19 protein-coding genes are annotated in these 19,408 nt (G+C 67.5%); 14 read left to right on the top strand and 5 right to left on the bottom strand.

The window, feature by feature from the left end; genetic code table 11:
• The first annotated feature begins 6 nt into the window (after positions 1-6).
• Genes metH through hisG form a run of 6 tightly spaced genes read left to right on the top strand, consistent with a single transcriptional unit; the run spans position 7 to position 7,272 of the window.
• Entirely contained in the window at positions 7-3,576 is a 3,570-nt protein-coding gene (gene metH, locus FFS72_RS02750; RefSeq protein WP_137872511.1) for a methionine synthase, read from the top strand.
• Positions 3,577-3,584: 8 nt separating this feature from the next.
• Positions 3,585-4,280 carry an HAD family hydrolase gene (locus FFS72_RS02745; protein WP_502704068.1) on the top strand — a complete coding sequence of 232 codons (696 nt, stop codon included), beginning with the start codon at positions 3,585-3,587 and terminating at the stop codon, positions 4,278-4,280.
• Entirely contained in the window at positions 4,281-5,129 is an 849-nt protein-coding gene (gene trhO / locus FFS72_RS02740) for an oxygen-dependent tRNA uridine(34) hydroxylase TrhO (RefSeq protein ID WP_137872510.1), read from the top strand.
• Positions 5,130-5,135: 6 nt separating this feature from the next.
• The gene (locus FFS72_RS02735) at positions 5,136-6,071 is read left to right on the top strand and encodes a pseudouridine synthase (RefSeq protein WP_137872509.1); all 936 of its coding nucleotides are present in this window, start codon (positions 5,136-5,138) and stop codon (positions 6,069-6,071) included.
• Positions 6,072-6,099: 28 nt separating this feature from the next.
• Positions 6,100-6,363, top strand: coding sequence for a phosphoribosyl-ATP diphosphatase (locus FFS72_RS02730; protein ID WP_050064303.1), 264 nt, complete (start codon positions 6,100-6,102; stop codon positions 6,361-6,363).
• 57 nt (positions 6,364-6,420) lie between these two features.
• On the top strand, positions 6,421-7,272 hold the full coding sequence (hisG, locus tag FFS72_RS02725) for an ATP phosphoribosyltransferase (RefSeq protein ID WP_137872508.1): 852 nt from the start codon (positions 6,421-6,423) through the stop codon (positions 7,270-7,272).
• 54 nt (positions 7,273-7,326) lie between these two features.
• Here hisG and FFS72_RS02720 read toward each other — a convergent pair whose 3' ends face one another.
• Together FFS72_RS02720 and FFS72_RS02715 are read right to left on the bottom strand one after the other, a co-directional pair.
• Entirely contained in the window at positions 7,327-8,127 is an 801-nt protein-coding gene (locus FFS72_RS02720; RefSeq protein WP_137872737.1) for a thioesterase family protein, read from the bottom strand.
• Positions 8,128-8,134: 7 nt separating this feature from the next.
• The gene (locus FFS72_RS02715) at positions 8,135-9,025 is read right to left on the bottom strand and encodes a RecB family exonuclease (RefSeq protein ID WP_137872507.1); all 891 of its coding nucleotides are present in this window, start codon (positions 9,023-9,025) and stop codon (positions 8,135-8,137) included.
• Between the two features lie 84 nt (positions 9,026-9,109).
• Here FFS72_RS02715 and FFS72_RS02710 point away from each other — a divergent pair, with 84 nt between their 5' ends.
• Complete coding sequence (locus FFS72_RS02710; RefSeq protein WP_137872506.1) at positions 9,110-9,961, top strand: tRNA (adenine-N1)-methyltransferase; 852 nt, start codon at positions 9,110-9,112, stop codon at positions 9,959-9,961.
• A 126-nt stretch (positions 9,962-10,087) separates the two neighbouring features.
• Here FFS72_RS02710 and FFS72_RS02705 read toward each other — a convergent pair whose 3' ends face one another.
• Positions 10,088-10,594, bottom strand: coding sequence for a WKL family lipoprotein (locus tag FFS72_RS02705; protein ID WP_137872505.1), 507 nt, complete (start codon positions 10,592-10,594; stop codon positions 10,088-10,090).
• A gap of 171 nt (positions 10,595-10,765) precedes the next feature.
• On the opposite strand from FFS72_RS02705, the gene arc reads away from it, so the two are divergent.
• Entirely contained in the window at positions 10,766-12,541 is a 1,776-nt protein-coding gene (gene arc / locus FFS72_RS02700; protein ID WP_137872504.1) for a proteasome ATPase, read from the top strand.
• Positions 12,542-12,597: 56 nt separating this feature from the next.
• Here the strand turns inward: arc and FFS72_RS02695 are convergent, their stop codons facing one another.
• Positions 12,598-13,281 (bottom strand): TetR/AcrR family transcriptional regulator, encoded by a 684-nt coding sequence (locus FFS72_RS02695; protein WP_137872503.1) that lies wholly within the window; start codon positions 13,279-13,281, stop codon positions 12,598-12,600.
• A 58-nt stretch (positions 13,282-13,339) separates the two neighbouring features.
• Between FFS72_RS02695 and FFS72_RS02690 the strand changes: the two genes are divergently transcribed.
• Positions 13,340-14,773 carry a carotenoid oxygenase family protein gene (locus FFS72_RS02690; protein WP_137872502.1) on the top strand — a complete coding sequence of 478 codons (1,434 nt, stop codon included), beginning with the start codon at positions 13,340-13,342 and terminating at the stop codon, positions 14,771-14,773.
• Between the two features lie 19 nt (positions 14,774-14,792).
• Here the strand turns inward: FFS72_RS02690 and FFS72_RS02685 are convergent, their stop codons facing one another.
• Complete coding sequence (locus FFS72_RS02685) at positions 14,793-15,335, bottom strand: NUDIX hydrolase (protein WP_137872501.1); 543 nt, start codon at positions 15,333-15,335, stop codon at positions 14,793-14,795.
• 35 nt (positions 15,336-15,370) lie between these two features.
• Between FFS72_RS02685 and FFS72_RS02680 the strand changes: the two genes are divergently transcribed.
• The 5 genes from FFS72_RS02680 (at position 15,371) to prcA (ending at position 19,403) form a co-directional block, all read left to right on the top strand.
• The gene (locus FFS72_RS02680) at positions 15,371-15,751 is read left to right on the top strand and encodes a nitroreductase family deazaflavin-dependent oxidoreductase (RefSeq protein ID WP_137872500.1); all 381 of its coding nucleotides are present in this window, start codon (positions 15,371-15,373) and stop codon (positions 15,749-15,751) included.
• Positions 15,752-15,920: 169 nt separating this feature from the next.
• Entirely contained in the window at positions 15,921-17,420 is a 1,500-nt protein-coding gene (gene dop / locus FFS72_RS02675) for a depupylase/deamidase Dop (protein ID WP_050064312.1), read from the top strand.
• Between the two features lie 131 nt (positions 17,421-17,551).
• On the top strand, positions 17,552-17,746 hold the full coding sequence (locus FFS72_RS02670) for a ubiquitin-like protein Pup (protein ID WP_050064313.1): 195 nt from the start codon (positions 17,552-17,554) through the stop codon (positions 17,744-17,746).
• A gap of 41 nt (positions 17,747-17,787) precedes the next feature.
• Complete coding sequence (gene prcB / locus FFS72_RS02665) at positions 17,788-18,645, top strand: proteasome subunit beta (protein WP_137872736.1); 858 nt, start codon at positions 17,788-17,790, stop codon at positions 18,643-18,645.
• The gene (gene prcA, locus FFS72_RS02660) at positions 18,642-19,403 is read left to right on the top strand and encodes a proteasome subunit alpha (RefSeq protein ID WP_137872499.1); all 762 of its coding nucleotides are present in this window, start codon (positions 18,642-18,644) and stop codon (positions 19,401-19,403) included. The genes prcB and prcA overlap by 4 nt, the downstream gene beginning before the upstream one ends.
• Positions 19,404-19,408 lie beyond the last annotated feature (5 nt).

The following is a 19,408-nucleotide window of genomic DNA, read 5'->3' as shown; positions in this document are numbered from 1 at the left end:
GACGGCATGTCTGCCCCATTCCATTCCGCCCTGTTGGATGCGCTCTCGGAGCGCGTTGTCATCGGCGACGGTGCGATGGGAACGATGCTGCAGGCCGCGAATCTCACGCTCGACGACTTTCTCGGCCTCGAAGGTTGCAACGAAATCCTGAACGAGACGCGCCCCGACGTGCTGCGCGACATCCACGCCGCCTACTTCGAGGCCGGCGCCGACGCCGTCGAGACCAACACCTTCGGCTGCAACCTTCCGAACCTCGCCGACTACGACATCTCCGACCGGATCCGTGACCTGTCCGAGCGGGGCACCCGCATCGCGCGCGACATCGCCGACGAGATGGGGCCGGGCCGCGACGGCATGGCCCGCTTCGTGCTCGGATCGATGGGTCCGGGCACCAAGCTCCCGACACTCGGTCACGCGCCGTTCGGTGTCCTGCGTGACGCCTACATGGAGTCCGCGCTCGGCATGATCGACGGCGGCGCCGACGCGATCCTCGTCGAGACCTGTCAGGACCTGCTTCAGGTGAAGGCCGCGATCATCGGCAGCCAGAACGCCATGGACAAGGCCGGACGACGCATCCCGATCATCACGCACGTCACGGTCGAGACCACCGGAACGATGCTCCTCGGCAGCGAGATCGGTGCCGCGCTGACGGCACTCGAGCCGCTCGGCATCGACATGATCGGTCTCAACTGCGCCACCGGGCCGGACGAGATGAGCGAGCACCTTCGGCACCTGTCGAAGCATTCGCGGTTGCCGGTGTCGGTGATGCCGAATGCCGGTCTGCCGCAACTCGGCCCGAACGGCGCCGAATACCCGCTGAGCGCGGACGAACTGGCCGCCGCACTGTCCGGTTTCGTCCGCGAGTTCGGACTCGGACTGGTCGGCGGCTGCTGCGGCACCACGCCGGAGCACATCCGCAGGGTCGCCGATGCGGTGCGTCTCGTCGAGAAGGCGAAGCGCGTTCCGCAGCCGGAGGACGGCACCTCGTCGCTGTACGCGCACGTGCCGTTCGATCAGGACGCGTCGATCCTCATGATCGGTGAGCGTACGAACTCCAACGGTTCCAAGGCATTCCGCGAGGCGATGCTCGCCGAGGACTACCAGAAGTGCATCGACATCGCGAAGGACCAGACCCGCGACGGCGCGCACATGCTCGACCTCAACGTCGACTACGTCGGCCGGGACGGCGCCGCGGACATGGCCGCACTGGCGAGCCGGTTCGCGACGGCGTCGACGCTGCCGATCATGCTCGACTCCACGGAGCCCGAGGTCCTGCGTGCGGGACTCGAGCACCTCGGTGGCCGCTGCGCGGTGAACTCCGTCAACTACGAGGACGGTGACGGCCCGACCTCCCGCTACCAGCGGATCATGCGGCTGGTCAAGGAGCACGGCGCGGCCGTCGTCGCTCTGACCATCGACGAGGAGGGCCAGGCCCGCACCGCCGAGCACAAGGTCCGCATCGCCGAGCGGCTCATCGAGGACATCACCACGACGTGGGGCCTGCGGGAGTCCGACATCATCATCGATGCGCTGACCTTCCCGATCTCGACCGGTCAGGAGGAGGTGCGGCGCGACGGCATCGAGACCATCGAGGCGATCCGCGAACTCAAGCGCAGGCACCCCGAGGTGCACTTCACGCTGGGCATCTCGAACATCTCGTTCGGCCTCAACGCGGCCGCCCGTCAGGTGCTGAACTCGGTGTTCCTGCACGAGTGCACCGAGGCCGGCCTCGACACCGCGATCGTGCACGCGTCGAAGATCCTGCCGATGGCGCGGATCCCCGACGAGCAGCGGCAGACGGCGCTCGACCTGGTCTACGACCGCCGCGAGGGCGACTACGACCCGCTGCAGAAACTGATGGAGCTGTTCGAAGGCGTCTCCGCGGCCTCCGCTCGAGCCTCGCGTGCCGAGGAGCTGGCGGCGTTGCCGCTGTTCGAGCGCCTCGAACGACGCATCGTCGACGGTGAGCGCGACGGGCTCGGCGCCGATCTCGACGCCGCGATGGTCGAGCGTCCGCCGCTCGAGATCATCAACGAGACCCTGCTGTCCGGCATGAAGACCGTCGGCGAACTGTTCGGGTCCGGGCAGATGCAGCTGCCGTTCGTGCTCCAGTCCGCCGAGGTGATGAAGGCCGCCGTCGCGCACCTCGAACCGCACATGGAAGCCACCGACGAGGCAGGCAAGGGCCGTATCGTCCTCGCCACGGTCAAGGGCGACGTCCACGACATCGGCAAGAACCTCGTCGACATCATCCTGTCCAACAACGGCTACGAGGTCGTCAACATCGGCATCAAGCAGCCGATCGCCACGATCCTCGACGTCGCGATGGACAAGCGCGCCGACGTCATCGGCATGTCGGGTCTGCTCGTGAAGTCGACCGTCGTGATGAAGGAGAACCTGGAGGAGCTCAACGCCAAGGGCGTTGCCGAGCAGTTCCCGGTGCTCCTCGGTGGTGCGGCGCTGACCCGGTCCTACGTCGAGAACGATCTCGCCGAGGTCTACGAGGGTGAGGTGTCGTACGCGCGTGACGCGTTCGAGGGCCTGCACCTGATGGACACCATCATGGCGACCAAGCGTGGCGAGGGGCCTGCGCCGGACAGCCCGGAGGCGTTGGCGGCCAAGGAGAAGGCGGCCGAGCGCAAGGCCAGGCACGAACGTTCCAAGCGGATCGCCGAGAAGCGGAAGGCGGAGGCGGCGCCGGTCGAGGTTCCGGAGCGCTCCGACGTCGCCGTCGATCTCGACGTCCCTGCGCCGCCGTTCTGGGGCACCCGGGTCGTCAAGGGCATCGCCCTCGCCGAGTACTCCGGCCTGCTCGACGAGCGGGCACTGTTCCTCGGCCAGTGGGGGCTGCGCGGTCAGCGGGCGGGTGACGGACCCACGTACGAGGAGCTGGTCGAGACGGAAGGCCGTCCGCGCCTGCGGTACTGGCTGGACCGACTGAGCACCGAGGGTGTGCTGCAGCACGCCGCCGTTGTGTACGGGTACTTCCCGGTCGTGTCCGAGGGCGACGACGTCGTTGTCCTCGAGTCGCCCGAGCCCGACGCGGCCGAGCGGTTCCGGTTCACTTTCCCGCGCCAGGAGCGGGACCGCTTCCTGTGCATCGCCGACTTCGTGCGCTCACGCGCCGACGCCCGCAGCCGCGGGCAGGTCGACGTCCTGCCGATGAACCTGGTGACGATGGGTCAACCGATCGCCGACTTCGCGAACGAACTGTTCGCCGCGAACTCGTACCGCGACTACCTCGAGGTGCACGGCATCGGTGTGCAGCTCACCGAAGCGCTCGCCGAGTACTGGCATCGCCGGGTCCGCGAGGAACTGGTGCTGCCCGGCGGCCACAACCTCGCGGAGCAGGACCCGGCGAATGTCGAGGACTTTTTCAAGCTCGAATACCGCGGTGCCCGTTACTCGTTCGGTTACGGCGCATGCCCCGATCTCGAGGATCGACGCAAGCTCGTCGCGATGCTCGAACCGGAACGCATCGGCGTCACGCTCTCGGAAGAGGTGCAGTTGCATCCCGAGCAGTCCACCGACGCATTCGTCCTGCATCACCCGGAAGCCAAGTACTTCAACGTCTGAGAATTGCAATGCCTGATCGCGACATCATGAACACGTCCGGGCTGCGTGCCGTCCTGTGGGACATGGACGGCACGCTGCTCGAGTCGGAAGAACTCTGGGACATCGGGGTTCGGGAACTTTCCGTGCATCTCGGGGGACCGATGACGGAGGAGACCCGAACGGCGACCATCGGTGCCTCGACGCCGGGCGCCCTGGCGATCGTCTTCGACTCGCTCGGACTCGAACGCACGCCGGACGCACTCCTGCAGGCCCGGACGTGGCTGTACGCGCGGATGGCGGAGATGTTCGCGGACGGTCTTCCGTGGCGGCCGGGCGCGCGGGATGCGCTCGCGCTGGTGCGGTCGCTGGGTCTGCGGTCGGCGCTCGTGACCAACACCGAACGCGAACTCGGCGACGTCGCGCTCGACACCCTCGGCCGCGAACATTTCGACTTCTCGGTGTGCGGCGACGAGGTGTCCGCGGGCAAGCCGGATCCGGCACCGTACCTGCGGGCAGCCGAGCTGCTCGGGGTGGACCCGCGACACTGCCTCGCGGTGGAGGACTCGCCGACCGGTGCGGCGGCCGCCGAGGCGGCGGGTTGTCCGGTGCTGGTCGTGCCCTCCCTCATCGAGGTTCCGGCCGGTCCGCTCCGCATCTTCCGCGACACCCTCGTCGGCCTGTCCGCCGACGACCTGCATTCGATGCACGCACTCGTGGCGGTCTGAGTGGCAGTCCCGAAGATCGTCCTGTTCTATCGGTTCACCCCGCTCGCCGACCCCGAGGCGATCCGGCTGTGGCAGCACACCCTCGCCTCGTCGAACGGGCTCACCGGGCGAATCCTTGTGTCGGAGCACGGGATCAACGCGACAGTCGGTGGGGACATCGCGGCCGTCAAGCGATACGTCCGCGGGACACGTGAGTACGCGCCGTTCAAGGATGCCGACATCAAGTGGTCCGACGGCCGCGGCGCCGACTTCCCGCGGCTGTCGGTGAAGGTTCGGTCGGAGATCGTGACGTTCGGTGCGCCCGACGAGTTGCAGGTCGACGCCGACGGTGTCGTCGGTGGCGGCACGCACCTGTCGCCTCAGGAGGTACACGACCTCGTCGAGCAACGCGGCGACGACGTCGTCTTCTTCGACGGCCGCAACGCCTTCGAAGCCGAGATCGGACGGTTCCGCGGCGCCGTGGTCCCCGACGTCGCGACGACCCGCGACTTCGTCGCGGAACTCGACAGCGGACGGTACGACCACCTCAAGTCGAAGCCCGTCGTCACCTACTGCACCGGCGGGGTCCGGTGCGAGGTGCTGTCCGCGCTGATGCGGGCCCGCGGTTTCGACGAGGTCTACCAGATCGACGGCGGAATCGTCCGCTACGGCGAGACGTTCGGCGACCGCGGCCTCTGGGAAGGGTCGCTGTACGTCTTCGACGGGCGGATGAACGTCGAGTTCTCGGACCGCGCCACGGTCATCGGTGTCTGCACCCTGTGCGGAACACCGACCTCCCGGTACCGCAACCACCCGGACGTCAACGGCCGGGAGCAGACCCTGGTCTGCGACACCTGTGTTCCGGACTGACGCGCGATGACCCGTCGGCGAGTGGCGACCCGGTCACCGCTGCCGCTGCGTGACGGCCTCGGTCCGGATCGAGTGCTGGTGCCTCCGGGGCACCCGCCGGGAACGGTTCGCGCCTTCCTCCTCGCCGCCTGGCCCGACGACGACTGGGACGCACGCTTCGCTGCGCGCGAGGTCGTCGACCGGGACGGCGCGCCACTCGACCCCGCCCACCCGTGTCGTGCGGGTCTGGCGATCCACTTCTACCGCGACCCCGCCCCCGAGATTCCGGTCCCGTTCGACCTCGACGTCCTCCACCACGCGGACGGACTGCTCGTCGTGGACAAGCCGCACTTCCTCGCGACGATCCCGCGCGGCAGGCACATCAGGGAGTCCGTGGTCGTCCGGTTGCGCCGCGCCCTCGACCTTCCCGACCTGGTGCCCGCGCACCGACTGGACCGGATGACGGCCGGTGTGCTCGTCTGCACGACCGACCCGGCGCTGCGCAGGCCGTACCAACAGCTGTTCGAGCAGCGCCAGGTCACCAAGGAGTACGAGGCGGTGGCCCCGAACCTGCGCGATACCCCGTTCCCGCGGACCGTACGCAGTCGCATCGACAAGATCCACGGTGAGCCGACCGCCCGCGAGGTACCGGGGGAGCCGAACGCGCACACCGACGTCGACGTGGTCGAGGTGTTGGGCGACCACGCGCGCTACCGCCTGCTGCCGACGACAGGGCGGACCCACCAGTTGCGGCTGCACATGTGGTCCCTCGGCGCGCCGATCCTCGGCGACGACTTCTACCCGGTGTTGCGGAACCGGGCACAGGGCGACTTCACCGACCCGCTGCGCCTCCTCGCTCGACGGGTGCGGTTCACGGACCCGATCAGCGGCGAGACCCGAGAGTTCACGAGCAGACGCACCCTGTCGACCGACTCGGGCGCCCCGGACTCGGTGGCGGAGTGAGCAGGGTGCTGTGAAACAATGGTCACCCGTGAAGACCTTCGATTCGCTGTTCGCCGAGCTGTCCGACCGCGCCGCCGCCCGCCCCGAGGGTTCCGGCACCGTGGCCGCACTGGACGCAGGCGTCCATGCCCAGGGCAAGAAGGTGATCGAGGAGGCCGGCGAGGTGTGGATCGCCGCCGAGTACCAGAGCGACGAGGAACTCTCCGAGGAGATTTCCCAGCTCCTGTACTGGGTGCAGGTCTTGATGATCGGTCGCGGACTCAAGCTCGAGGACGTCTACCGACATCTGTGAGTCGTCCGACTCCGACTCCCGTGTAGACCACCTCTCGCCTTCGAAGGAAGGACCACCATGCTGCGCGTTGCAGTTCCCAACAAGGGCTCCCTGTCCGAGTCCGCTGCCGAAATCCTGTCGGAGGCCGGCTACCGGCGCCGCACCGATTCCCGTGATCTCACCGTCCTCGATCCGTCGAACCAGGTGGAGTTCTTCTTCCTGCGGCCCAAGGACATCGCGATCTACGTCGCGTCGGGTGAACTGGATCTCGGCATCACCGGGCGTGACCTCGCGCTCGACTCCGGTGCTCAGGTCGCCGAACGGCTTTCCCTCGGCTTCGGACGATCGAGCTTCCGGTACGCCGCACCGGCGGGCAAGACCTGGGCGCCCGAGGACCTCGGCGGGCTCCGGATCGCGACGTCGTACCCGAACCTGGTCCGCGCCGACCTCGCCCGCCGTGGCCTCGAAGCCACGGTCATCCGCCTCGACGGTGCCGTCGAGATCTCCATCCAGCTCGGCGTCGCCGACGCCATCGCGGACGTCGTCGGCTCCGGACGCACGCTCCGTCAGCACAACCTCGTCGCGTTCGGCGAGTCCCTGTGCGACTCCGAGGGCGTCCTGATCGAGCGAGAGGGCTCCGACCAGGACGACAAGGCCCGCAACCAGCTCATCGCTCGCGTTCAGGGCGTGGTTCGCGCCCAGCAGTACGTGATGCTCGACTACGACTGCCCGCGCGATCGGCTGCAGGAGGCGCTGCAGATCACTCCCGGACTCGAATCGCCCACCATCGCCCCGCTCGCGGACGACGCCTGGGTCGCGATCCGCTCGATGGTGCCGCGCAAGGTCAGCAACGACGTGATGGACGAGCTCGCCGAGATCGGCGCCAAGGCGATCCTCGCGACCGACATCCGCACCTGCCGGGCGTTCTGACCTACGATCCACACGCGAGTGGCCCCCACCCGATCGGTGGGGGCCACTCGTGTCTCAGCGGGCGCGGACCTGCACCGTCTGCGTGACCCGAGCGACGGGACCCGAGTCGTCGTGCAGGACACCGGAAGACATCGCCACACCGTCAGGGCCGTAGGACGTCTCCGCGGACACACCGACCCACGCGCCGTCCGGTACCCGGAAGATGTGCACTGTCACGTCGGTGTTGAGGAACGTCCACGACGCCGGGTCCAGTTTGGTCCCGACTCCGTTCGCGGTGTCCGCGATGAGGAACAGCCGGTCGAGCGGGTCGAGCGGTTCGCCCTCCACCAGTTCGGGATTCGGCTTTCCCCACGCGTGGGAGAGGCCCGGTGCGCCGATCGGGGTGAGCCAGCACCAGTCGACGGTGTCGATGAATCCGGAACGCCAGAAGCTGTCCTCGGGGAGGGGGAGTGCGCCGGATCTCGGCGGGATCGTGGCGTCGGCGGGGTTCGCGATCGAGGTGGTGTCAGCGGTTTCCATGCGCCAGCCGGACCCGCGCGCCACGACGCGCCACGAGCCGTCCGGCGCCTGTGCCGACAGTTCGGCCACGACCAGTTCGATTCGGCGGCCGGGCCGTTCGACCCAGGATCGAACCCGGATTTCGGTGAGGGGGATGGGGCCGAGGATCTCGATCACCACCCGGGTGACACGGGTGTCCGAACGATGCTCACAGCGGCGGACGGCCCGGGCGAGGAGCGCCGACGGCGGCGACCCGTGCTGCATGTCGGTCGACCAGGTGCTCACCGTGTGATCGGTCGGCTCGAACCTCTCCGTGCCGTCCGGAAGTGGCTCCAGCGGAACGAAATAGGCTGACATCGCCGCGTCACTCACCGGCAGAATCCTCACTCTCCTGCCCGTCGTCGCCGGGCCACGGCCAGCCCGGATAGGGCGGCGGTGTGCCACCGAACTCGGGACACATCGCCTTATGATCGCAGAACCGGCACATCGGACCCGGACTCGGTTCGAACTCGCCCGTGCGACCTGCCTCGAGGACCGCCTGCCACATTGCACTCAGGGTTCCGCCGAACCGGTGCAGTTCGTCGCGATCGGGTGCGTACGTGATGATTTCGCCGTCGGACAGGTACATCAGCCGGAGTTGCGCGGGCACGACACCACGAGTGTGCAGCAGCATCAGCGCGTAGAACTTCATCTGGAACAGCGCAGCCCGCTCGAATCCTTCGCGCGGCGCGCGACCGGTCTTGTAATCGACGACGCGGATCTCACCCGTCGGTGCGACATCGATGCGGTCCACGAAACCCCGCAGCGGCACCCCGTCCGGCAGCTCGGTCTCGACCCGGACCTCGCACGCCTCCGCGTCGAACGTCGTGGGGTCCTCGAGGAGGAAGTAGTCGGCGACGATGCGGCGAGCGGCGTCCAGGAACGCGTCCCGGTCGTCGTCCGGCACGGCATCCGCGACGTCGGGTGTCTCCTCGATCAGCCGGATCCACGCGGGCTCGACCAGCGCTGTCGCGGTGGCCGGAATCCGCTCCGGTGCGGGCAGACCGAAGAGGTCCTCGAGTGCCGCGTGGACGAGCGTCCCCCTTACCTGCGATGTCGTCTTGGCCTCGGGGAGACGGTCGACGGCGCGGAAGCGATACAGGAGCGGACACTGTCGGAAGTCCGCCGCCCGAGACGGTGACAACGCGGGGCGTGACCTCGTCCGGGCCACGCCCTCGTCGGATTCGGCGGGGGGCGTCGTCGCGGGGCTGCTCACACCTGGCAGGCTATGCCGAGGGTCCGACACGCCGTCGGGACCGGCGCACCGGTCGCCGGGCACAACAACTACAGGAGTCACGAGATGTCAGCGTTGCACGGCCGCCCGACTGGACCGTTCCGGGTCGGCGATCGCGTCCAGCTCACCGACGCGAAGGCACGCAAGTACACCGTCGTGCTCGAAGAGGGGCGAGAGTTCCACACCCACCGCGGCGGCATCCTGCACAACGACCTCATCGGCACGCCCGAGGGCAGCGTCGTGACGTCGACGAACGGCACCCCGTACCTCGCCCTGCGCCCGCTCCTGGTCGACTACGTGCTGTCGATGCCGCGCGGCGCCCAGGTCATCTATCCGAAGGATGCCGCGCAGATCGTCCACGAGGGCGACGTCTTCCCGGGGGCCCGGGTGCTGGAGGCGGGGGCCGGATCGGGCGCGCTCACCTGCTCGCTGCTGCGCGCGGTCGGCCCCGAGGGCAAGGTCACCTCGTGGGAGGTGCGTGAAGACCACGCCGAGCACGCGGTGCGGAACGTGGAGACGTTCTTCGGCGGACGCCCCGAGAACTGGGACCTGACCATCGGCGACCTCGCGGACTACGACGCCGACGTCCACGGCGAGGTCGATCGCGTCGTACTCGACATGCTCGCGCCCTGGGACGTCCTGCCCGCGGTGTCGAAGGCGCTGGTCCCCGGCGGGGTGCTGATCGTCTACGTCGCGACGGTGACGCAGCTGTCGAAGGTCGTCGAGGCGATGCGCGAGCAGGAGTGCTGGACCGAACCGCGGTCCTGGGAGTCGATCGTCCGCGGCTGGCACGTCGTCGGGTTGGCGGTGCGCCCGGAGCACCGGATGCAGGGCCACACCGCGTTCCTCGTCAGTGCCCGACGCCTGGCCGAGGGCACCGTGACACCCAAGCCGCAGCGCCGCCCCAGCAAGGGCTGAGACGGCGGCGCGGTGGGGATTGCCCGAGGCTTCGCCCGAGAGTGGGGACTGCCCGAGGCTTCGCCCGAGAGTGGGGACTGCCCGAGGCTTCGTCCGAGGGTGGGAAATTCCCGAGGGTTTGGCCGCCTACTGCACGCAGGTCAGGCGGCCCATGCCGAGGATCGTGCAGACCGACTCCGGGGAGATCACCCAGGCGCCGTTCTCCTCCTCGAAGACGACCGTCGTCGGAGCACCGCCGTGCGGTCCGGCGATGGTCGTCGACGTCTTCACCGTGTCCTCGTCGACCGGTGTGACCTCGGTGACCTGGGCCGTCAGCTGGTATCCCTGCAGCACACCGTTGAACTGTTCGAGGACCGCGGCCTGCTTCTCGCCGTCCTCCACGAGTACGACCTTCTCGGCGGCGGGCACCGCGGGATCGAAGAACGTCGTCAGTGTGGCGTTCAACTCCTCGGCCGAGGGCGCATTTGCTGCCGGCGCGGAACCGGCTGCGGTCGTATCTGCGCTGGTGGTGGTCGCGGCAGCAGCAGTGGTCGTCGCGGTGGCCGTGTCGTCGGAGTCGTCCGAACTGCACCCGACGAGGCCGACGGCGAGGACGACGGCTCCGGCGGCGATGAGTGGCGTGCGAGTGATCACAGGGGGTTGGCCTTTCCTCGAAAACCGGCGTGGATGTAGGTGAGGCTAACATGGGAAGAAATCGGTCCGGCTTCCGAGAAAAGTCCTGCAGTATGCGATCTCTCAAGTGTCGCAACGCAGTTTCACTGGCTCGGCGGTAGCGTTGACGGAACGAACTGGGAGGAGTCGCACATGAGCGCAACAGAGAATCCGGACTCGGTGGCTGCCAGGGCTGAGCTCGACGCCCTCAAGCTCGAGGCCGCGGCCCTTCGCCGGCAACTTGCCCAGTCACCGGAACAGGTGCGTGAACTCGAATCGCGCGTGGACTCGTTGTCGATCCGCAACTCCAAGTTGATGGACACACTCAAGGAAGCACGTCAGCAGCTCATCGCACTGCGCGAGGAGGTCGACCGCCTCGGCCAGCCCCCGAGCGGATACGGCGTTCTGGTGTGCGCTCACGCGGATCAGACGGTCGACGTGTTCACCTCCGGTCGCAAGATGAGGTTGACCTGCTCGCCGAACATCGACACAGACGAGCTGAAGCCGGGCCAGACGGTCCGGCTGAACGAGGCCCTGACGGTCGTCGAAGCGGGATCGTTCGAGCGGATCGGTGAGATCTGCGCGCTGCGCGAAGTCCTCGACGACGGCGAGCGCGCACTCGTTGTCGGGCACGCCGACGAGGAGCGCGTCGTGTGGCTCGCGCATCCGCTGGCGCTCGCCGCCTCGGACACCACGGTGCACGCGGAGGACGAGGACATCGACTCCCCGAATCGGAAGCTCCGCCCCGGCGACTCGCTGCTCGTCGACACCAAGGCGGGCTACGCCTTCGAGCGCATCCCCAAGGCCGAGGTCGAGGACCTGGTGCTCGAAGAGGTCCCCGATGTCGACTACGGCGACATCGGCGGTCTCGGCAGGCAGATCGAGCAGATCCGCGACGCCGTCGAACTGCCGTTCCTGCACAAGGACCTGTTCCACGAGTACGCGCTGCGTCCGCCGAAGGGTGTCCTGCTGTACGGCCCGCCGGGCTGCGGCAAGACGCTGATCGCCAAGGCCGTCGCCAACTCGCTCGCGAAGAAGATTGCGGAGGCCCGCGGTCAGGACGCGAAGGAAGCGAAGTCCTACTTCCTGAACATCAAGGGCCCCGAGCTGCTGAACAAGTTCGTCGGTGAGACCGAACGGCACATCCGGATGATCTTCCAGCGTGCGCGTGAGAAGGCGTCCGAGGGCACACCGGTGATCGTGTTCTTCGACGAGATGGACTCGATCTTCCGGACCCGTGGGTCCGGCGTCTCGTCCGACGTGGAGACGACGGTCGTGCCGCAGCTGCTCAGCGAGATCGACGGTGTCGAGGGGCTCGAGAACGTGATCGTCATCGGCGCCTCGAACCGTGAGGACATGATCGATCCCGCGATCCTTCGTCCGGGCCGGCTCGACGTGAAGATCAAGATCGAACGGCCGGACGCGGAATCCGCTCAGGACATCTTCTCGAAGTACCTGACGGAAACGCTCCCGGTGCACGCCGACGACCTCGCCGAGTTCAACAGCGATCGCGCATTGTGTGTCAAGGCGATGATCGAACGCGTCGTGGATCGTATGTACGCCGAGAGCGACGAGAATCGTTTCCTCGAGGTCACGTACGCGAACGGAGACAAGGAGGTTCTGTACTTCAAGGACTTCAACTCCGGTGCGATGATCCAGAACATCGTGGACCGTGCCAAGAAGTACGCGATCAAGGCGGTCCTCGAGACCGGCGCACCCGGTCTCAGGGTTCAGCACCTGTTCGACTCGATCGTCGACGAGTTCTCCGAGAACGAGGACCTGCCCAACACCACGAATCCCGATGACTGGGCACGTATCTCGGGCAAGAAGGGTGAGCGGATCGTGTACATCCGCACGTTGGTCACCGGCAAGAACGCCAGCGCCAGCCGTGCGATCGACACCGAATCCAACACGGGTCAGTACCTGTAGTACGCGCAGATGACGGTGGGGTGCAGCGGATTCGCGGCACCCCACCGTCATCTGTGTCAGTGTTCGGGCGCTTCCGTGCGGGCTCGGGTGAGGGCGGAGACAGCCGACGCCCGATCCACGCCGTTGCCGACGGCGAGCGCAATGAGCAGCGAGTGTGCGACCGAGTCGTCGGCCGTGTCGAGGTGGCCGGCTATCCGCAGCATCGCGTTGCCGTGCAACGCACTCCACAGTTCGGCTGCGAGGGCGAGCTGTTGGCCGTCGGGCGCAGCAGGGGAGTCGGTGGAATCGGAGTCCGTGCGCGTCAACGCGCCCAGGAACAGAGTGAACGCGGCCCGTCCCTGTGCCGACGTCGTCGGTGATCCGGTGGCGACGACGTCGCTACGGCGTCCCGGACTCCAGTCGGCTGCCGAGTGCTGGAACATCATCGTGTAGAGCCGGGGGTGTTCGCGCGCGAACGTCAGATAGGTCAGCGCGATCCCGAAGAGGTCGGACAGGGCGTCGCCCGTCCGCGGTGCGGCGGCCAACGTCCGGCCCAGCATGCCGAAGCCGTGCTCGACAACGGCCCCCGCGACGCCGCCGATGCTGCCGAAGTGTGTGTAGACGGACATCGTCGACGTCCGCGCCGCCGTCGCGAGCCTGCGGACGGTGAGTCCGTTCGGTCCCTCGTCCACGACGATCTCCAGCGCTGCCGCGAGTACGGCGTCCCGGGTGTTCGGCGCTACGTCTGTCGGCTCATCCATAACATTGATATTCTCGCATGATAACAATGTAATACCTGGTTCTGGAGGGGGATTCGACGTGGTGAGTTTCCTGACCGGACGCTTCGAGCCGGTGCGCCGCGAGGTAACGCAACTCGACCTCGAGGTGCGCGGGACGATCCCCGACTGGCTCGACGGCCGCTATGTCCGGAACGGCCCCAACCCGGTCCTCGGGCTCCTGGCCGAGAACCACAACTGGTTCACGGGTGACGGGATGGTGCACGGCGTCCGACTGAGTGGCGGCGACGCCCTGTGGTACCGCAATCGCTGGGTTGACTCCGAGGTCACATCACGTTCGCTGGGTCGGGGACACCCGGACGAACGCCATCGGTCGCCGCTGCACGGACCGTCGGCCAACACGAACGTCATCGGTTTCGGCGGTCGTCTGCTCGCGCTCGTCGAAGGCGGCGCGGCGTCTGCCGAGCTGTCGCCGGAGCTGGACACCGTCGATGTGTGTGACTTCGAGGGTGCGGTCCGCGGTGGGTACTCCGGGCACCCCCTCGTAGATCCGCGTACCGGCGAACTGCACGCCGTCGCGTACCACTTCGGCCGGGGAAGCGCCGTGCAGTACACGGTGATCGGACCCGACGGCCGCCTCAGGCGGAAGATGTCAGTCCCGGTCGGCGGGAGCCCGATGATGCACGCCTTCTCCCTGACGAAGGACTACGTCGTCCTCTACGACCTGCCCGTCACCTTCGATGCCGATGCCGCGGTGATCGACCTACCTCGACCGATGCGTCCGATCGCGCGTCTGGCGTTGGACGCGACGGTCGGCAAGGTCAGGATGCCGCGGACGATCCTGAACCGCCTTCCTCCGGTCCCCGCCGGGCGGTTCCCCTACCGGTGGAACCCCGACTATCCCGCGCGAGTGGGACTGCTGCCGAGATCGGCCACGGATGCGTCCTCGATCACCTGGATCGAACTCGATCGCCCGTGCTACGTGTTCCATCCGATGAACGCACACAACGACGATCGGTCCGTCACCGTCGACCTCGTGGTGCACGAGCGGGTGTTCGACGAGGACCCATCCGGTCCGACGGAAGGCAAGCCGCGTCTCGAACGCTGGTGTGTGGACCTGCGTGCGCGGACTGTTCGCCGCACCAGGTTGTCGGACGAGCACCTCGAGTTTCCGCGTATGGACGACCGATTCGCCACCAGCGCGAGTGGACAGGGTTGGGCCGTCGGGGGAAGCGACGACGACATGGGGGAGCGCAAGCTGGTACGCACGGCGGGCGCGGAGGGTGTCGTGGTCGAGCGAGACTTCGGAACAGCCTCCTCCGTGGGGGAATTCACTTTCGCGCCGTCGTCGGCGACCGCGCCCGAGGGGGACGGGGTGGTCCTCGGCTTCGTCACGGACCTGGCCGCAAGCTCAACGGATCTGCTCATCCTGGACGCGCAGACGCTCGAGGACGTGGCCGCGGTACGGCTTCGGCAGCGGGTGCCTGCAGGCTTTCACGGGAATTGGATCGACTGAAGCGCGTACGCCGCTCGCGTCACAGGACGGTGCCTGCGAGCAGGGCCCGGGTGTCGGGCACGAACGGCCACGACGGATCTGCCAGATGGTCGCGCAGTTCCTCGACCGTCCACCACCACCCGGCGACGACCTCGCCCGGCTGGTGGACGATCGGGCCGTCCCAGCGGCCCTCGAAGGCGAACAGGTGACAGCGCAGTGGCGCTCCGTTCCACTCGCCGTCCCAAGGCACGTACGCCAGTGGCTCGAGAGCGACACCGAGGACACCCAGTTCCTCGCCGAGTTCTCGAGCCGCGGTCACTTCGGGGGTCTCGCCGGGATCGACGACACCACCCGCGAGGCAGTCGTGCATTCCCGCGAACACCGCTTTTCCGGGATCGCGGCGATGCACGTAGATTCGGTCGCCGTCGACCGACCGGAGAAGTACGCCTGCGCTGGCATGCCACAGGCCCTCTGCGTACACGCGTGAGCGAGGCGCCGTCCCGGTGGTGCGTCCGTCGGCGTCGTAGACGGTGACGATCTCGTCGCCCCGGTCAGGTGGCGGACTGCCGGGCGTATCAACCATCGGTCCATCCTGGCACGCAGCGTTAGGCTCGAACCGTGCCCCTTCCCCGTCGGCTCGCAAGGTTCAACCGGGTGGTGACGAATCGCGTTGCGCTGTTCGTTCACGGATGGCTTCCAGGCTGCGCGATCGTCCTGCACCGGGGCCGCCGCAGTGGACGTCTGTACCGCACTCCCGTCAACATCTTCCGACACGGTGACGGCTACCGAATCGCCCTGTCCTATGGGCAGGGGAGCGATTGGGTGCGCAACGTCGAGGCCGCCGGCTTCGCGGATGTGGTGACGCGAGGGCGGCTGCGGAGGCTGGTGAATCCGGCTGTGGGGGAGGACTCGAACGCGAGTTGGGCGTCACCTCCAGTTCGTTTCGTGCTGAAGAGAATCGGGGCACCCGACTACCTGGACCTCGAAATCGAGCGGTGACCTGCTGTTTTGTCACCCTGCAATAATGTCATAACGCAACTTATCGGCATTTAGGGGTCGGGCAGCAAAGCGAGTTCGTCCAACGACCCCGCCCTGACGGGCGGGGTCGGCCGGGCCGTCCACCTGCTGATACGCGTGCAAGTGGCAGCGAGGTTCTAGGCTCGACGCCATGCAGCGCATCATCGGTATCGAGGTCGAGTACGGGATTTCGTCCCCGTCGGAACCGACGGCGAACCCCATCCTGACCTCCACACAGGCGGTGCTGGCCTATGCCGCCGCCGCGGGCGTCCCGAGGGCCAAGCGGACGCGATGGGACTACGAGGTCGAGTCGCCCCTGCGGGACGCACGCGGATTCGACCTCGGCAGGTTCAACGGTCCGGCCCCGGTGATCGACGCCGACGAGGTCGGCGCCGCGAACATGATCCTCACCAACGGTGCCCGGCTGTACGTCGATCACGCCCACCCGGAGTACTCCGCGCCCGAGGTGACGGACCCTCTCGATGCCGTGATCTGGGACAAGGCGGGGGAGCGCGTGATGGAGGCGGCCGCCCGGCATGCCTCCAGCGTCCCCGGTGCACCGCGCCTGCAGCTGTACAAGAACAACGTCGACGGCAAGGGTGCTTCCTACGGCACCCACGAGAACTACCTGTGCTCTCGGGACACCCCCTTCACCGCGATCATCGCCGGCTTGACGCCGTTCTTCGCGTCCCGCCAGGTGATCTGCGGTTCCGGTCGCGTTGGCATCGGTCAGTCCGGTGACGAACCCGGCTTCCAGTTGTCGCAGCGAGCCGACTACATCGAGGTGGAGGTCGGCCTCGAAACGACGCTCAAGCGCGGCATCATCAACACGCGGGACGAGCCGCACGCCGACGCCGAGAAGTACCGCCGGCTGCACGTCATCATCGGTGACGCGAATCTCGCGGAGTGGTCGACATACCTGAAGGTCGGGACGACGGCACTGGTGCTCGACCTCATCGAGGCCGGAGTCGACCTGACCGATCTGCAGTTGGCCAGGCCGGTCACGGCCGTCCATCAGATCAGCCACGATCCCACGCTGCGGCAGACCGTAGCGCTCGCTGACGGCCGGGAGATGACCGGTCTTGCGCTGCAACGGATCTACCACGAGCGCGCCGCCCGATTCGTCGAGCGCGAGGGATCGGACGACGTCCGTGCCGCCGACGTCCTCTCGAAGTGGGCGCTGGTGCTCGACCTGCTCGAACGCGATCCGCTCGAGTGCGCGCACCTGCTGGACTGGCCGGCGAAGCTTCGGATTCTCGAAGGGTTCCGGAAGCGCGAGGGCCTGGCCTGGTCGGCTCCCAAGCTGCACCTGCTGGACCTGCAGTACTCGGACGTCCGCCTCGACAAGGGCCTGTACAACCGACTTGTCGCCCGTGGCTCGATCGAGCGCCTCGTCACCGAGCAGCAGGTGTTGGAAGCGATCCACAACCCGCCCACCGACACCAGGGCGTACTTCCGCGGCGAGTGCCTGCGACGGTTCGGCGCCGACATCGCGGCGGCGAGCTGGGACTCGGTGATCTTCGACCTGGGACGGGATTCGCTGGTCCGGATTCCGACGCTCGAGCCGTTGCGTGGGAGCAAGGCCCATGTGGGTGCGCTCCTCGATTCGGCAGAGTCGGCTGCAGACCTGGTCGACCAGTTGACCACCTGATTCGCCGACGTGAAGCGATCGCCTGCGACACGAACGGGAAACCTCCCGGTGTCGCTGCCGATCGGTAGTGTGAAGGTCCGAGCACGCGCGCTGTGCAGCGGTGCAACGAGATGACGAGGAGGTCGGTGGCTATGGCTCAGGAGCAGACGACACGCAGTGGCGGTGGCGACGACGACGATGCCGTCCCCGGCGACGGTGGCGCGGGTCAGGAGCGTCGCGAGAAGCTCGCGGAAGAGACGGACGACCTTCTCGACGAGATCGACGACGTGCTCGAGGAGAACGCTGAGGACTTCGTGCGCGCGTACGTGCAAAAGGGCGGCCAGTGACGGCCGATTTCCCGGCGGCGCGTTCGGTGGTGGGGGGCGGGATGCTGCGTTTCGATTCTCGGATGGGTTTCGATTCCCAGCTTTCCTCGTTCGCCGAGCATCTGCGTCTGCATGCGCCGGAACTGTTGCCGGAGAACCGATTCGACCTCGGAACTTCTGCAGAAAGGGGTGAGCCGATGACAGCTCGCTCGGACGTCGCCCCGCACGGCACGACGATTGTGGCCCTGACGTTCGCCGGAGGTGTCGTCCTCGCGGGTGATCGCCGGGCGACGATGGGCAACCTGATCGCCAGCCGGGACGTCGAGAAGGTGTACGTCACCGACGACTACTCGGCAGCCGGTATCGCGGGCACCGCGGGCGTCGCCATCGAGTTGGTGCGACTGTTCGCAGTCGAACTCGAGCACTACGAGAAGATCGAGGGCGTCCCGCTCACCTTCGACGGCAAGGCGAATCGCCTCTCGTCGATGGTGCGGGGCAACCTCGGTGCCGCGATGCAGGGTCTGGCGGTGGTGCCGTTGCTCGTCGGTTACGACCTCGACGCCTCCGACACCGCGCGGGCGGGCCGGATCGTCTCGTACGACGTGGTCGGTGGTCGTTACGAGGAACGGGCCGGTTACCACGCGGTGGGATCGGGTTCGCTCTTCGCGAAGTCGTCGCTGAAGAAGATCTTCAACCCGGCCGCGGACGAGTCCGGCGCGCTGCGGGCGGCAATCGAGGCGCTTTACGACGCCGCGGACGACGACTCCGCGACCGGTGGCCCGGATCTGACCCGCGGGATCTACCCGACCGCGGTGGTGATCACCGACGCGGGCGCCGCCGTCGTCGATGCGTCGCGTCTCGCCGAGATCGCGCGCGCCGTGATCGCCGATCGCACCAAGGAAGCAGGTGACACGCCGTGACGATGCCGTACTACGCCTCCGCCGAGCAGATCATGCGGGATCGCTCGGAGCTGGCGCGCAAGGGCATTGCGCGCGGACGGAGCGTCATCGTGCTCACCTACGCCGACGGTGTGCTGTTCGTTGCGGAGAATCCGTCGTCGTCACTGCACAAGGTGAGCGAACTCTACGACCGTCTCGGTTTCGCGGCAGTCGGCAAGTACAACGAGTTCGAGAACCTCAGGCGTGCAGGCATCATGCACGCGGACATGCGGGGCTACTCCTACGACCGCCGCGACGTCACGGGCCGTTCGCTCGCGAACGCCTACGCGCAGACGCTCGGCACGATCTTCACCGAGCAGCCGAAGCCGTACGAGGTGGAACTGTGTGTTGCCGAGGTCGGGCGTTCGGACCAGCCTCATCACGCGCAGCTGTACCGGATCACCTACGACGGTTCCATCGTTGACGAGCAGCAGTTCGTCGTGATGGGCGGAGCGACCGAGCCCATCGCAACGGCACTGCGTACGTCGTACGAACCGGGGCTCTCGCTGGATGCTGCGGTTACGGTTGCGGTGAACGCGTTGCAGGACGGCACCGCGACCGGTGGCAACGGTGAGCTGGAGCGCCGAGTGCTCGGCGTCGGGAGTCTCGAGGTCGCAGTGCTCGACCAGAGTCGACCGCGGCGGGCGTTCCGCCGTGTCACGGGCGCGGCTCTCGAAGCGCTGCTCCCCGGTGCCACAGCCGCGCCGGAGCAACCGGGGGATACCGCGACGGCGGAGTGAGCGCC

The sequence above is a fragment of the Rhodococcus sp. Q genome (genome assembly GCF_005503035.1).
Classification (GTDB): Bacteria; Actinomycetota; Actinomycetes; order Mycobacteriales; family Mycobacteriaceae; genus Rhodococcus_G.
This window is presented reverse-complemented; position numbering and strand designations above follow the sequence as displayed.